This is a genomic window from Rhizobium sp. C4, from assembly GCF_021026315.1.
Lineage (GTDB): Bacteria > Pseudomonadota > Alphaproteobacteria > Rhizobiales > Rhizobiaceae > Ensifer_A.
Genome location: NZ_JAJNCX010000021.1, coordinates 20,465 through 33,989, shown reverse-complemented (window position 1 = coordinate 33,989; position 13,525 = coordinate 20,465). Strand labels below are relative to the sequence as shown.

The following is a 13,525-nucleotide window of genomic DNA, read 5'->3' as shown; positions in this document are numbered from 1 at the left end:
GCGGGGGCGGACCGGGCGTTGAGATCCAAGTTCGTTGAGTGACAAGGACTGAAACGGGGCGTCTGGGACGCCATATTACTTATTCAATTACGAGGTGTTGCAGACGCCCCGGCCGATCTTCTGGAAAGGAAGGTCATGAGAATGAAGCATAACCCGGAGGCGGATCGCCTGCCGGGCTTTTGGCACGAGGCCAATCTCCCCCCTTGCGGGGGAGATGTCAGCGAAGCTGACAGAGGGGGGTATCAAGGGGCAGGACATGCAACGAAGATCAGAGTGTGAGGCACCCCCCTCTGCCCTGCCGGGCATCTCCCCCGCAAGGGGGGAGATCGGCTGGAGGCACCGCCGCCGCAATCCCCCGAATTGTCCGAGGAAACCACCGTCCCGCTGTTTTCAAGACTCACCCCATCCACTACATAAGAGCCCATGGCAAAGCGTGTGACCGGACCGGAAATCGAGAAACTCATTCAACTGCTGGCGAAGGTGCCGGGGCTGGGGCCGCGTTCGGCGCGCCGCGCCGCGCTTCATCTGGTCAAGAAGAAGGATCAGCTGATGGCGCCGCTGGCCCATGCGATGGGCGAGGCGGTGACGAAGGTCGGCATCTGCTCGCGTTGCGGCAATGTCGATACGTCTGATCCCTGCACGGTCTGCACCGACCCGACGCGTGACCATTCCGTCATCATCGTCGTGGAAGATGTCGCCGATCTCTGGGCGCTGGAGCGGGCCGGCGCCATGAATGCGGCCTATCACGTGCTCGGCGGGACACTCTCGCCGCTCGATGGCGTCGGGCCGGACGATCTCAACATTCGCGCGCTGATCGACCGCGTGGCCGAAGGCGGCGTGCGCGAGGTGATCATCGCCGTCAACGCCACCGTCGAGGGCCAGACCACCGCGCATTACATCACCGACCGTCTTGCCGGCCTCGAGGTCAAGATCAGCCGGCTGGCCCATGGCGTGCCGGTGGGCGGCGAGTTGGACTATCTCGACGAGGGCACGCTGACGGCGGCACTTCGGGCGCGGACGGCGATTTGAGTTTTTCAAAGGGAGTATGGGCTTGGTCATCAAGGCTTTCATTCGTGGCAAAAACCCCTCCCCAACCCTCCCCACAAGGGGGAGGGGCAGTGACTGCGGTGCGGCCCCTCTTCTCCCCTTGGGGAGACGTGCCGAGCAAAGCGAGGCGATGAGGGGTCTGGCGGCACAACGGTCATTGGGAACCCCTCATCCGGCGCTGCGCGCCACCTTCTCCCCAAGGGGAGAAGAGGGGCGCCGAGCCAGAGGGGGGCTTTTCACCAGAACCCTTATCGCATTAGGAATCCTTTCCTCCCTCCTCCTCGCCCAACCCGCTTTCGCCCTCGACAAGTCCGCCATCGAATCCCAATTCCGTGCCTGGCTCGAAAAAACCGTCTGGCCGGAGGCGGAAAAGAACAAGGTGCCGCGTGCCACGTTTGAGGCTGCCTTCAAGGGCGTGACGCTCAACTGGTCGCTGCCCGATCTCGTGCCGCCGGGCGAAAAGCCGCCGCCGGAGCAGAAGCAGAGCCAGGCGGAATTTGCGACACCGGCCCCTTATTTCGACGACAAGAAGATGGCGACGCTGGCGCTGAAAGGCCAGCAGCTCAGGGCGCAGCACATGAGCCTGCTGGCGCGTCTCGAAAAGACCTATGGCGTGCCGGGCGAGATCATTTTGGCGCTGTGGGGCCGCGAAACGGGCTTTGGCGCGGCCGCCTCGCCCTATCCGGCGATGCAGGTTCTGGCGACGAAAGCCTTCATGTCGACCCGCAAGGATCTGTTTTTGAAGGAGCTGATCGCGGCTCTGCAGATTTCGGCGGTCGACAAGATCGATCCGAAGACGATGAAAAGCTCCTGGGCGGGGGCCATGGGCCAGCCACAGTTCATGCCGTCGAGCTTCCTGCAATATGCCGTCGATTTCGATGGTGACCACAAGGTCGATATCTGGAATTCCGTTCCCGATGCGCTCGCCTCGATTGCCAATTACATGGCCAAGAAGGGCTGGCAGCGCGGGCGCGGCTGGGGTGTCGAGGCCAATATTCCCGACAGCCTTTCCTGCGCCCAGGAGGGGCCGGATCTTGCCCGGCCGATCTCGAAATGGGTGGCGGCGGGCGTGACCCGCATCGACGGCAAGCCGTTTTCGGCGTCAGAACTGAAGAGCGACGGCATGATGATGATGCCGGCCGGGCGCTTCGGGCCGGATTTCATCGTCACGCCGAATTTCTACGTGCTGAAGGAATATAACAATTCCGACCTCTATGCGCTTTATGTCGGCAATCTCGCCGACCGCATCGCCAATCCGCGCGCCGGCGGTTTTGCCGGCAAATGGGGCGATGTCGGCAAGATGCTGCGCTCCGACGTGCAGGCCATGCAGGAAGCACTCGTCAAGAAGGGCTATGATGTCGGCAAGGTGGACGGGCTGCCCGGCTACAAGACACGGCGCTCCATCGGCGATTTCGAGGCCAAGAACGGGCTGAAGCAGACCTGCTATCCGGATGCTTCGCTGAAGGAAAAGATCCGGTAATTTTTTGTTTGCCGCAATTCCGAACGAAAAACCGCTTCACACTTTTTCTGGAATTGCTTAGCTCGTTCGCATCTCGTCGGCGCGGTCTTCGATCGCCTGCATGTCGTCGTCCGACAGGCCGAAATGGTGGCCGATTTCGTGGATCAGGACATGGGTGATGATATCGCCCAGCGTCTCCTCGTTCTCGGCCCAATAGTCGAGGATGGGGCGGCGATAGAGGAGAATGCGGTTCGGCATGTCGCCGCTTTCGACCGAAAAGCGCTCGGTGATGCCGCGTCCCTCGAACAGGCCCAGCAGGTCGAAGGGCGTTTCCAGCGCCATGTCCTCGAAGACGTCGTCGTCGGGAAACTCCGCCAGCTCGATGATCAGGTTGCCGGTGAGCATGCGGAATTCCTCCGGCAGATGGCTGAAAGCCTCCTGCGCCAGCGATTCCATTGCTTGCATGGAGGGCGAGTAGCGATCACGCCAGTCGTCCGACCTGTCGATATTGGCCATGATTTCCCTTTCTGGTGCTCCATATAGAGATTCGCGACACGCATTTCGAGGTGTTTCTCGCGTCAGGGTTAAATCAGGAATAAATTCTTATATGTGACCCGTTGACTCTTGCGTGAAGCTCTGGAATCCATAGGAACATAACAGGAACAATTTGGAGTGAACGCCATGGCAAATGCCGCTTTGGCGAAGGCGAACCTGCATGCCTTGCGTCAGGTCGTCGCCGCAATCGAAGAAGGGCGCCAGCATACGGGCAAGCTGGAGGAGACGCCCCCTGCCGAGGCTGCGGCAGGGCGACTGGCGCTGGGGGTCGAGGCTTTCGATGCCCGGCTGGAAGGCGGGCTGCCGGTGACGGGGCTTTGCGAATTGCGCGCCGCATTCACCATGGATGCGGGAGCGGCGACGGGTTTTGCGCTGGCGCTTTCGTCGCTCGTTCGGGAGCGTCTGCGCCCCGAGCGGCCGCTTCTGTGGATTTCGGAGCGGGAGGCCGGCCGCGAGGCGGGGCTTGCCCATGCCGCCGGCCTTGTCAGTTTCGGCCTTCGTCCCGAAAGCCTGATCACCGCGCATCCGCGCCGCATCGAGGAGGCGCTGTGGGTGGCGGAAGCAGCCCTCCAGACCGAGGCCTTCTCCGCCATCGTGCTGGAAGTGCGCGGCAATCCGGCCAGGTTCGGGCTGACGGAAAGCCGGCGGCTACATCTGAAGGCACGGGAGGCCCGCCTGCCGCTTCTGCTGCTGCGCCAGGCGGGCGAGGAGGAGGCGAGCTCCGCCCAGCTTCGCTTTCTCGTTGAGGCCGCGCCCGCCGGTCTTCGCCGCATCGGAAACTTTTCGGCGCCGGGCACGATCGGCCATCCCGCCTTCCGCATCACCGTCGAGAAAAGCCGCAATCCCGCACCCTTTGCCTTCGTCATGGAGTGGAACGCCGATGACCGTCAATTTTACGCCGCCAGACCCGACCTGCAGCCCGACGCTGTTCACGCATCTGGGACAGCGCATCCTCACCGTTCTCCTGCCGCGCCTGCCGACGGACCGGATCGCGCGGATCAGATGGGGCGCGTCCTGGCGTTCAGCCGGGCGTCCTGAGCATCCGCCGGTCGCCATTTCGGCCCGCATCCGCAATGCCATGCGGCTCTGTGCGCTGGACGAGCTGGCGGCGCGGGTCGGCTTGCGCATCGGTCAGGGCGTGGCGGAGGCGCGGGCCTGTCTGCCGGAGCTGGATGTCATCGAGGCGGATCCTAACGCCGATCTCCGGCTGCTCGAAAGCCTTGCCGACTGGTGCGGGCGCTATACGCCGCTTGTGGCGCTTCATGGCGACAAGGCGCTCTTTCTCGACGTGACCGGCTGCTGCCATCTTTTCGGTGGCGAGCGGGCGCTGTTCGACGATCTGGCGGCACGGCTCTTTCACATGGGCTTCGAGGCGCGGCTGGCGATTTCGGCGACGCCCGGCCTTTCCTATGCGATGGCGCTGTCGGGCCGCCAGCAGGTTCTGCCGACGGGCGAGGAGGCGGCCATGCTTCGCGGCCTGCCGCTGGCGGCCTTGCGGCTTGAGATAGCGGTTCTCGACGGTCTGGCCCAGGCCGGGCTGAAGCGGGCGGGCGATATCATGGACCTGCCGCGCGCGCCGCTTGCCCGCCGTTTCGGGCCGGCTGTGCTCACCCGGCTCGATCAGGCTTTGGGGCGTGAAGGCGAACCGGTGTCGCCGCGCCTGCCGGTGGCCGCCCTTTCCGCCGAACGGCAATTGGCCGAGCCGGTGACGGGCGAGGAGGATATTCTGGCGCTGGCCGAACACTTGGCCGGCAATCTGGAGGAGACGCTGACGCAGCGCGGTCTCGGCGGGCTCAATTTCGCGCTGACGCTTTATCGGGTCGATGGCAAGGTCGTGTCGATCACCGTCCGCTCGCCCGCACCGCTGAAGACGGCGGCCCGTATCGCCGGCCTTTTCCGCGAGCGTCTGGCCGCCATTCACGACGATTTCGATGCCGGCTATGGGTTCGAGACGGTGCGGCTTGCCGTTCTGGTCACCGGGCCGCTTGCCCCGACCCAGCCGGATTTTGCCAGTGCCGGACGCTCGGATCTGTCGCTGGATGACTTTGTCGGCAAGGTCGAGGCGCGGCTGGGCGGCGGCGTCATCCGCGTGCCGGTGCTGAACGAGAGCCATGTTCCCGAACGCGCTTCGGCGCTCGCGCCGTATAGTCGCGACGATAGCCCGCAGCGGCCCGGCTGGCCGGCGCGGCTTCGACCCATGCGGCTCTTTGCCCATCCCGAACCGGTGGAGGCGATTGCCGAAGTGCCGGAAGGGCCGCCGATCACCTTTCGCTGGCGGCGCACATTCCACCGCGTCAGCCGCGCCGAAGGGCCAGAGCGGATCGAGGCGGAATGGTGGATCGATGGCGAGGCCGCAAGCCCGCGCGATTATTTCCGCATCGAGGATCAGGGCGGGCGGCGCTTCTGGCTCTATCGCGAGGGGCTTTACGGCGTGGGCGCATTGCCGCCGCGCTGGTTCATGCATGGGGTCTTCGCATGACCATTCCCTTTCCCGAGCCTGCCTTTCCAGAACTGGGCGCGCGCAGCAATTTCTCCTTTCTCGAAGGGGCGTCCCATCCGGAGGAGATGGTGAAGGCGGCACGCGCCGCGGGCCTGTCCGGTCTCGGCCTTGCCGACCGCAACACGGTTGCGGGCGTCGTTCGCGCCCATCTTGCCGCCAAGGAGGGTGGCTTTGCCTATCGCCCCGGCGCACGGCTCGTTTTCAGCGATGCGACGCCCGATATTCTCGCTTATCCGGGCGATCGCCCCGCCTGGGGTCGGCTCTGCCGGATGCTGAGTGCGGGAAACATGCGCGCCGAAAAGGGAACCTGCCAGCTTTTCGAAGCCGATCTCCTGGAATGGGGCGAGGGCCTGATGCTCATCGTCCTGCCGCCAGTCGATCAGGAGAGCGAACCGCTGGCCGCCCTTCTTGACCGTCTCAAGGCCCGCTTCGGCGATGCCGTTCATCTCGGTCTTTCGGCGCGTTACGATGGCAATGACCGGCTGAATTTCGGCTGGCTTGCGGCCCTGGCAGGGTCCTGTGGCGTGCCGCCGGTCGCGCTCAACGAGCCCTTCTATCACGATACGGCGCGGCGACCGCTTGCCGATATTGTCGCGGCGATCCGCCATCGGGTGAAGGTGGCCGATGCCGGTTTTCTGCTTTCGGCCAATGCCGAGCGACACCTGAAGGGGCCGGCCGAGATGGCGCGTATCTTCCGCGACTATCCTCACGCCATCGACAATGCGCATATGGTCTTCGCGCGTCTCCGCTTCTCGCTGGACGAGCTGCAATATCAATATCCGGACGAATCCTTCTCCGGCGAAACGCCGGCCGAGACGCTGCGGCGGCTGGCCTGGGAGGGCGCGGCTGACCGATACCCCGAGGGCGTGCCGGAAAAGGTCGCAGGGCAGATCGAGCACGAACTGGCGATCATTTCAGAGCTGCAGTACGAGCCCTATTTTCTCACCGTGCGCAATCTGGTGACCTTTGCGCGCTCGAAGCAAATTCTTTGCCAGGGGCGTGGCTCGGCGGCCAATTCCACCGTCTGCTTCTGCATCGGCATCACCGAGGTCAATCCCAATCTGACGGATCTGCTCTTCGAGCGCTTCATCTCGCCGGAGCGGCGTGAGCCGCCCGATATCGATGTCGATTTCGAACATGCGCGACGCGACGAGGTGATCGAATATATCTACGAGCGCTACGGGCGCGACCATGCGGGACTGGCGGCGGCGGTGACGACCTACCGGGCGCGTTCGGCAGGCCGGGAGACGGCGAAGGTGCTGGGTCTGTCCGAGGATGTGCAGTCGGCACTGTCCGGGGCGATCTGGGGCTGGTCGACCAAGGATTTGAGTGAGCGTGAGGCGCGTGCCGCCGGCCTCGACATCCGCGATCCGCTGACACGGCGGGTGCTCGATCATGCCTCGACGCTGATGGGCTTCCCGCGCCATCTGACGCAGCATTCGGGCGGCTTCGTCATCACCCGCGACCGGCTCGACGAGGTGGTGCCGATCATGCCGACCGCCATGGAAGAGCGCACCATGGTCGAATGGGACAAGAACGATCTCGACGCGCTGGGCATTCTCAAGATCGACGTGCTGGCACTCGGCATGCTGACGTGCATTGCCAAGGCCTTCAAGCTGCTGGAAGACCATTACCAGCGGCCGATGACGCTTGCCTCCATGCCGAAGGAAGAGGGTTTTGTCTATGACATGGCCTGCCGTGCCGACACGATCGGCGTCTTCCAGATCGAGAGCCGGGCGCAGATGTCGATGCTGCCGCGGCTGAAGCCGAGGGAATTCTACGATCTGGTGATCGAAGTGGCGATCGTGCGGCCCGGTCCGATCCAGGGCGGCATGGTGCATCCCTATCTCAAGCGCCGGCAGGGGCTGGAGAAAGTCACCTATCCGAAGGAGGAGTTGCGCGCGGTTCTGGGGCGGACGATGGGGGTGCCGCTCTTCCAGGAACAGGCGATGAAGATCGCCATCGTCGCGGCAGGCTTCACGCCAGCGGAGGCCGACAAGCTGCGCCGCGCCATGGCAACCTTCCGGCGGCTCGGGACGATCCATGAGTTCCGTCACAAGATGGTCGCCGGCATGGTTGCCAATGGTTACGAGGCGGAGTTCGCGCTGCGCTGTTTCCAGCAGATCGAGGGCTTCGGCGATTACGGTTTTCCGGAAAGCCATGCCGCCTCCTTCGCGCTGCTCGTCTATGCGTCGTGCTGGCTGAAGGCGAAATATCCGGATGTGTTCTGCGCCGCCCTTCTCAATTCCCAGCCCATGGGCTTTTACGCACCGGGCCAGCTGGTCCGCGATGCGCGCGAACATGGCGTCGAGGTGCGGCCGGTCGACGCGAACCTGTCCGACTGGGATTCGACGCTGGAAGAGACGGTCTTCGATCCGCGCCGGATCGCCGGGCCGCATCGATCCATGGCGGGTGTCATCGAGACGAGACGGGCGATCCGGCTCGGCTTCCATCAGGTCAAGGGTCTGGGGGAGGAGGATATGAAGAAGCTCGTGGCGCATCGTGGCGCGGGCTATCCGTCGATCCGGGCGTTGTGGCTGCGCTCGGGTCTGACGCGCTCTGTCATCGAACGGCTGGCGGACGCGGATTGCTTCCGTTCCATGGGGCTCGACCGGCGGCAGGCGCTGTGGGAGGCGCGTGCGCTCGATCAGAAATCGGCGGCGGAGGCCATGCCGCTTTTCGAGGCGGCGAAGCGGAAGGCCGATGCCTTATCCGTGACCATGTCCATGTCCGAGACAGTCTCCGACCCCATGGATGGCATTCAGGCGGAGCCGCAAGTTCTGCTCCCGAAGATGCGCGACAGCGAACATGTGGTGCAGGATTATCGCTATCTCACGCTCTCCCTGAAGGCGCATCCGCTTTCCTTCCTGCGCGAGAAGCTTGCCACCATGGGGGTTGGCACGGCCGAGCGCGTCAAGGCCTCACCGAATGGCCGTCGGGTGACGGGTGCTGGACTTGTGCTGGTGCGCCAGCGGCCGGGGACGGCCAAGGGGGTGATCTTCATGACGCTGGAGGACGAGACCGGCGTTCTGAACGTCATCGTCTGGCCGAAGGTGTTCGAGCAGTTCCGGCCGGTCGTCATGGGCGCGCGGCTTGTCAAGGTGCGTGGACGCTTACAGAGTGCGGAGGGTGTCATTCATCTGGTGGCCGAGCATATCGAGGATTCTTCGCCGCTCCTCGGGCTTCTGGAGGCGCAGGGGGCTGATCTGGAAAGCCTGGCTCGAGCCGATGAGGTGCGCCGGCCGGGGGTCGACCAGCGTGAGAAGCGCCACGAGGATGACTGGCGGCGCGGTGGTTTGCCGGAGTCTTCCTCTGCGTCCGGGCATGGATCCGGGCCGCCCCTGCCGCCGGCTCTGGTGCCGCGTTACATCCCTGCGGCGGACGTCATGCCGAAGGGGCGGAATTTTCATTGAACGCGCCTTGTGGCCGGAGACGAACTGTGATTTCCCTTCGATGCGCAAATTCAAAATGTTAGAGCGCCTTTGCGGGTCCGCCAGGATCACGGGCACTCCGGATGCCAATGGAGAGCGGCATGAGCGGCAAGGCGCTGATCGTCATCGACGTGCAAAACGATTTCTGCCCGGGCGGCAAGCTCGCCGTCACAGAGGGCGACGCGATCCTGCCCGCCGTCAACCGGCTGATCGGCGAGTTCGAGCATGTCGTGCTGACGCAGGACTGGCATCCGGCCGGACATTCCAGCTTCGCCTCGTCGCATTCGGGCAGCCAGCCTTTCACGGATATCGACATGCCCTATGGGCGCCAGACGCTCTGGCCCGACCATTGCGTGCAGGGAACGGAAGGTGCTGCCTTTCATCCCGCGCTCGTCTGGACGAAGGCCGAGCTCGTTATCCGCAAGGGTTTCCGCGCCGGTATCGACAGCTATTCGGCCTTTTTCGAAAATGATCACAAGACGCCGACAGGGCTTGGCGGCTATCTGAAGGAACGCGGCATCGACCAGGTGACGCTCTGCGGGCTGGCGACGGATTATTGCGTCGCCTATTCGGCGCTCGATGCCGTTTCGCTCGGCTTCAGGGCCGATGTCCGGCTGGAGGCCTGCCGCGGCATCGACCTTGGCGGGTCCGTTGCCACGATGATCGGCCGCATGCGCGACGCCGGCGTCACCATCGCCTGATTGCCGCCGGGAGGGCATCATGACCAAGACCGATCTGGCGCGCCGCGTCTATAACCACGCCTGGAAGCTGGACCCGATCATCCGCAGTCTGCTCGACACGGATTTCTACAAGCTGCTGATGCAGCAGATGATCTGGCAGCAATATGCGGACGTGAATGTCGAATTCTCGCTGATCAATCGCACCAAGACGGTGCGGCTCGCCGATGTCATCGACGAGGGCGAGCTGCGCGAGCAGCTCGATCATGCCCGCACGCTGAAATTCTCCAAGAAGGAGATGATCTGGCTGGCGGGTAACACGTTTTACGGCCGCAAGCAGATCTTTTCGCCGGATTTCCTGCAATGGCTCGCCGATTTCCGCCTGCCTGAATATCAGCTGGAAAAGCGTGATGGTCAGTATGAACTTACATTCTCCGGTCCGTGGGCCGAGACGACCATGTGGGAAATTCCGGCCCTTGCCATCATCAACGAGCTGCGTTCGCGCGCCGCGCTGAAGGGCTTCGGGCGCTTTGAACTCGACGTTCTCTATGCCCGTGCCAAGGCGCGGATGTGGACGAAGGTGGAGGCGCTGAAGCGCTATCCGGCGCTCAGGATTTCCGATTTTGGCACGCGGCGGCGACATTCCTTCCTCTGGCAGCGCTGGTGCGTGGAAGCCCTGAAGGAAGGGATCGGCGCGGGCTTTTCGGGCACGTCCAACGTGCTGCTTGCCATGGACACCGATCTCGAAGCGCTCGGCACCAATGCGCATGAACTGCCGATGGTGGCGGCGGCACTTGCCGAGACCGATGCGGAACTCGCCTATGCGCCCTACAAGGTGCTGGAAGACTGGCGCCAGCTTTATGGCGGCAACCTTCTGATCGTGCTGCCGGATGCCTTCGGCACGGCGTCGTTCCTGCGCAATGCGCCAGACTGGGTGGCAGACTGGACCGGCTTCCGCCCGGACAGCGCGCCGCCGATCGAAGGCGGCCAGAAGATCATCGAGTGGTGGGAAAAGAAGGGGCGCGACCCGCGCGGCAAGCTGCTGGTCTTTTCCGACGGTCTCGACGTCGAGACGATCATCAAGACCTATCGTCATTTCGAGGGGCGCGTGCGCATGAGCTTCGGCTGGGGCACCAACCTCACCAACGATTTCGCCGATTGCTCGCCGCGCGACACGCCCGGCCTGTTGCCGATCTCGGTGGTCTGCAAGGTGTCGCATGTCAATGGCCGGCCTGCCGTCAAGCTCTCCGACAATCCACGCAAGGCGACGGGCGAACCGGCCGAGGTCGAGCGCTACAAGCGCTTTTTCGGGACGGAGGATTTCGCCGAGCTCGAGCTCAAGGTCTGAACCCGAGGAGCTCTGGAGGGGAAACATGCGTCCTTTGGAGGCGCGTTTCCATTCGGGACGCAGCGTTCACAAACGTGAACGGATTCAGTGATCGATCTATCTTGACAAACAGTCTCCGGTTTTGATTAAAGTGGAGACAAGAAGATAGGTTTAAAGAGCTGTCGCCATGCTGGTCTGTAGCTGCAATTTCATCACCGACGCCGAGATCCGCGATGTCATTAACGGATTTCTCGAAGAGGATTGCTGGCAGCTGATCGTTCCCGGCAAGGTCTACCACGCCATGCAGAAGCGGGGCCGCTGTTGCGGCTGCTTCCCCAATGTCGTCGACATCATCGTTTCGACGACGGAAGAATTCCATCGCAAGCGCAATTTCTCCGACGAGAAGGTGGTCGACTTCATGGAACGGCTGCGCCGTTTCGAAGAAGAGCAGAAGACGGCCCTGCGCGAGCGGCGCAATCCGCGCGTTGCCTGATCTCCGCCGCAAGTTTTCCTCAAATTGCCTGATAATCGTCAGGACGCCCTGTTCGGGAGAGCCAGGGCGAGATATTTTCACACCCTAAGGAGATGCTTATGAAGGGCGACAAGAAAGTCATCGAACGGTTGAACGAGGCTCTGTTCCTCGAACTCGGCGCGGTCAACCAGTACTGGCTGCATTATCGCCTGCTGGAAGACTGGGGCTACCAGAAGCTCGCCAAGAAGGAGCGCGCCGAATCGATCGAGGAAATGCAGCATGCCGACAAGATCGTCGCGCGCATCATTTTCCTCGAAGGTCATCCGAACCTGCAGACGGTCGCGCCGCTGCGTATCGGCCAGAATGTCAAGGAAGTGCTGGAATCCGATCTCGCCGGCGAATATGACGCCCGCACGTCCTACAAGAAGTCGCGCGAAATCTGTTACGAAGCCGGCGACTACGTCACCATGCAGCTCTTCGAAGGGCTGCTGGCCGACGAGGAAGGCCATATCGACTTCCTGGAAACCCAGCTCGAGCTTCTCGGCAAGATCGGTGAAGAGCGCTACGGCCTGCTGAACGCGGCCTCCGCCGACGAAGCGGAATAAGCTACGTTGGCAAAGCCTGCCCGGGTCTGGAAACCCGGCAGGCGACGCATCAGCTCGACAGGAATTCAGCCGTTGCGGTGTTGAACTGCGACGGCTTTTCCCATTGCGGTGTATGGCCGCATTCTTCCAGCAGGATGATCCGGGAATTCGATGTGAGCTTCTGCGCCTCTATCGAATGATCTACGATCAAGACCGCATCCTGGCGACCATGGATGAACAGGACCGGCATCCGCAGCGACCGCAGCGTCGTCAGCGAACGCTGCACCACGACCTGACGCTGCCCGCCGAGATCGGTGATGGTGCGGAGCGTCTTCAGAAACGCTGTCGCACCACCTGGCTTGAAAACATTGCGGGTCACGCAATCGCGAATATGGGCTGTGACGCAAGCCTGGTCGAAGAAGATGGCGTGCAATTGCTGGTCCACTGCCGCTTTGCCGGGTTTGTTCATGATCTCTCCGAGGAGGGGCAGGGTCATCAGGCGGAATGGCAAGGGGGAGCGGCGACCCAGTGAGGCTGCGGCGGCCAGAATGATCTTCTGCGCCCGCTCCGGCTGCTGGCCCGCCATCAGGAGTGCAATGCCACCGCCCATCGAATTGCCGAGAATGAAGGCATTGTCCATGCCGAGCGCATCAAGGAAATGCCAGCAGAATTCCGCGAAGTCGGGAAGATCGAAAGGTCGCTGGTTGATCTCCGAGAGGCCGTGACCGGGAAGGTCGAGAGCGATAACCCGGAACCGATCCGACAATCCCTCAAGCTGCTTCTCCCAGACCTCCAGCGACGCGGCAATGCCGTGAATGCAGAGAAGAACAGGCCCGCTGTTGCCAGCCTGCCGATAGCGAACCTGAATACCATCGATGCGAATTGTGCGATCTTCCATGACAGCCTCCGGAATGGTTATGATATATAACAATCCGGCCGGCGGAAAAGTCAAGATCAGACGAGGTGTCGAAACGCCGCGACGACCTTCAGGTAGACCTCACGCTTGAAGGGCACGATGAGCTCGGGGAGCTCTTCCATCCGCTTCCATTCCCAGGCGTCGAATTCGGCCGAATGGCCGCCGGGTGGCGGGTTGATGGCGATCTCGTCTTCCGAGCCTTCGAAGCGGAAGGCGAACCAGCGCTGGGTCTGGCCGCGATACTTGCCCTTGAGGCCGATGCCGATCAGCTGTGCGGGGAGATCGTAGTTGATCCAGTCCGGCGCCTCGGCCAGCAGGCTTGCCGACTTGATGCCGGTTTCCTCGTAGAGTTCGCGCCAGGCGGCCTCCAGCGGCTCTTCGCCCTTGTCGATGCCGCCCTGGGGCATCTGCCAGAGCTGCGGCGAGCCGTCATATTCCGAATTTTCTTCCGGGATCCGGCGTCCGGCCCAGACGAGGCCGTCGCGGTTGATCACCATGACGCCCACGCAGGGGCGATAGGGCAGATCTTCCGCCCGGAGGATCTTCTTGTCTTTCAT

12 protein-coding genes are annotated in these 13,525 nt (G+C 63.0%); 9 read left to right on the top strand and 3 right to left on the bottom strand.

Annotation, left to right across the window (positions count from 1 at the left end):
• The first annotated feature begins 423 nt into the window (after positions 1–423).
• Both recR and LQK84_RS23425 read left to right on the top strand, forming a co-directional pair.
• Positions 424–1,029, top strand: coding sequence for a recombination mediator RecR (gene recR / locus LQK84_RS23430; protein ID WP_230831219.1), 606 nt, complete (start codon positions 424–426; stop codon positions 1,027–1,029).
• 268 nt (positions 1,030–1,297) lie between these two features.
• Positions 1,298–2,527: a lytic murein transglycosylase gene (locus LQK84_RS23425; protein ID WP_230831223.1), complete on the top strand. Its 1,230-nt coding sequence runs from the start codon at positions 1,298–1,300 to the stop codon at positions 2,525–2,527.
• A 57-nt stretch (positions 2,528–2,584) separates the two neighbouring features.
• Here the strand turns inward: LQK84_RS23425 and LQK84_RS23420 are convergent, their stop codons facing one another.
• Positions 2,585–3,022, bottom strand: a complete 438-nt coding sequence (locus LQK84_RS23420) for a metallopeptidase family protein (RefSeq protein WP_230831218.1) — start codon at positions 3,020–3,022, stop codon at positions 2,585–2,587.
• 165 nt (positions 3,023–3,187) lie between these two features.
• On the opposite strand from LQK84_RS23420, the gene LQK84_RS23415 reads away from it, so the two are divergent.
• The 7 genes from LQK84_RS23415 (at position 3,188) to bfr (ending at position 12,073) form a co-directional block, all read left to right on the top strand.
• Positions 3,188–4,099, top strand: a complete 912-nt coding sequence (locus LQK84_RS23415) for an ImuA family protein (protein WP_230831217.1) — start codon at positions 3,188–3,190, stop codon at positions 4,097–4,099.
• On the top strand, positions 3,999–5,540 hold the full coding sequence (locus tag LQK84_RS23410) for a Y-family DNA polymerase (RefSeq protein WP_230831222.1): 1,542 nt from the start codon (positions 3,999–4,001) through the stop codon (positions 5,538–5,540). The genes LQK84_RS23415 and LQK84_RS23410 overlap by 101 nt, the downstream gene beginning before the upstream one ends.
• Complete coding sequence (locus LQK84_RS23405) at positions 5,537–8,974, top strand: error-prone DNA polymerase (RefSeq protein WP_230831216.1); 3,438 nt, start codon at positions 5,537–5,539, stop codon at positions 8,972–8,974. Before LQK84_RS23410 ends, LQK84_RS23405 begins: the two co-directional genes overlap by 4 nt.
• Positions 8,975–9,093: 119 nt before the next feature.
• Complete coding sequence (pncA, locus tag LQK84_RS23400; protein ID WP_230831215.1) at positions 9,094–9,693, top strand: bifunctional nicotinamidase/pyrazinamidase; 600 nt, start codon at positions 9,094–9,096, stop codon at positions 9,691–9,693.
• Positions 9,694–9,712: 19 nt separating this feature from the next.
• Entirely contained in the window at positions 9,713–11,017 is a 1,305-nt protein-coding gene (gene pncB, locus LQK84_RS23395) for a nicotinate phosphoribosyltransferase (RefSeq protein WP_230831214.1), read from the top strand.
• Positions 11,018–11,183: 166 nt separating this feature from the next.
• Positions 11,184–11,489 (top strand): (2Fe-2S)-binding protein, encoded by a 306-nt coding sequence (locus LQK84_RS23390; RefSeq protein ID WP_230831213.1) that lies wholly within the window; start codon positions 11,184–11,186, stop codon positions 11,487–11,489.
• A 98-nt stretch (positions 11,490–11,587) separates the two neighbouring features.
• Positions 11,588–12,073: a bacterioferritin gene (gene bfr / locus LQK84_RS23385; protein WP_230831212.1), complete on the top strand. Its 486-nt coding sequence runs from the start codon at positions 11,588–11,590 to the stop codon at positions 12,071–12,073.
• 49 nt (positions 12,074–12,122) lie between these two features.
• Here the strand turns inward: bfr and LQK84_RS23380 are convergent, their stop codons facing one another.
• Both LQK84_RS23380 and LQK84_RS23375 read right to left on the bottom strand, forming a co-directional pair.
• Positions 12,123–12,950 (bottom strand): alpha/beta fold hydrolase, encoded by an 828-nt coding sequence (locus LQK84_RS23380; protein ID WP_230831211.1) that lies wholly within the window; start codon positions 12,948–12,950, stop codon positions 12,123–12,125.
• 56 nt (positions 12,951–13,006) lie between these two features.
• Positions 13,007–13,525: an RNA pyrophosphohydrolase gene (locus LQK84_RS23375; protein WP_230831210.1), complete on the bottom strand. Its 519-nt coding sequence runs from the start codon at positions 13,523–13,525 to the stop codon at positions 13,007–13,009.

Coding starts and splice junctions, on each gene's coding strand:
- bfr (WP_230831212.1), top strand. CDS start 11,588: ATGAAGGGCGACAAGAAAGTCATCGAACGGTTGAACGAGGCTCTGTTC.
- pncB (WP_230831214.1), top strand. CDS start 9,713: ATGACCAAGACCGATCTGGCGCGCCGCGTCTATAACCACGCCTGGAAG.
- LQK84_RS23390 (WP_230831213.1), top strand. CDS start 11,184: ATGCTGGTCTGTAGCTGCAATTTCATCACCGACGCCGAGATCCGCGAT.
- pncA (WP_230831215.1), top strand. CDS start 9,094: ATGAGCGGCAAGGCGCTGATCGTCATCGACGTGCAAAACGATTTCTGC.
- LQK84_RS23380 (WP_230831211.1), bottom strand. CDS start 12,950: ATGGAAGATCGCACAATTCGCATCGATGGTATTCAGGTTCGCTATCGG.
- LQK84_RS23405 (WP_230831216.1), top strand. CDS start 5,537: ATGACCATTCCCTTTCCCGAGCCTGCCTTTCCAGAACTGGGCGCGCGC.
- LQK84_RS23375 (WP_230831210.1), bottom strand. CDS start 13,525: ATGAAAGACAAGAAGATCCTCCGGGCGGAAGATCTGCCCTATCGCCCC.
- LQK84_RS23415 (WP_230831217.1), top strand. CDS start 3,188: ATGGCAAATGCCGCTTTGGCGAAGGCGAACCTGCATGCCTTGCGTCAG.
- LQK84_RS23420 (WP_230831218.1), bottom strand. CDS start 3,022: ATGGCCAATATCGACAGGTCGGACGACTGGCGTGATCGCTACTCGCCC.
- recR (WP_230831219.1), top strand. CDS start 424: ATGGCAAAGCGTGTGACCGGACCGGAAATCGAGAAACTCATTCAACTG.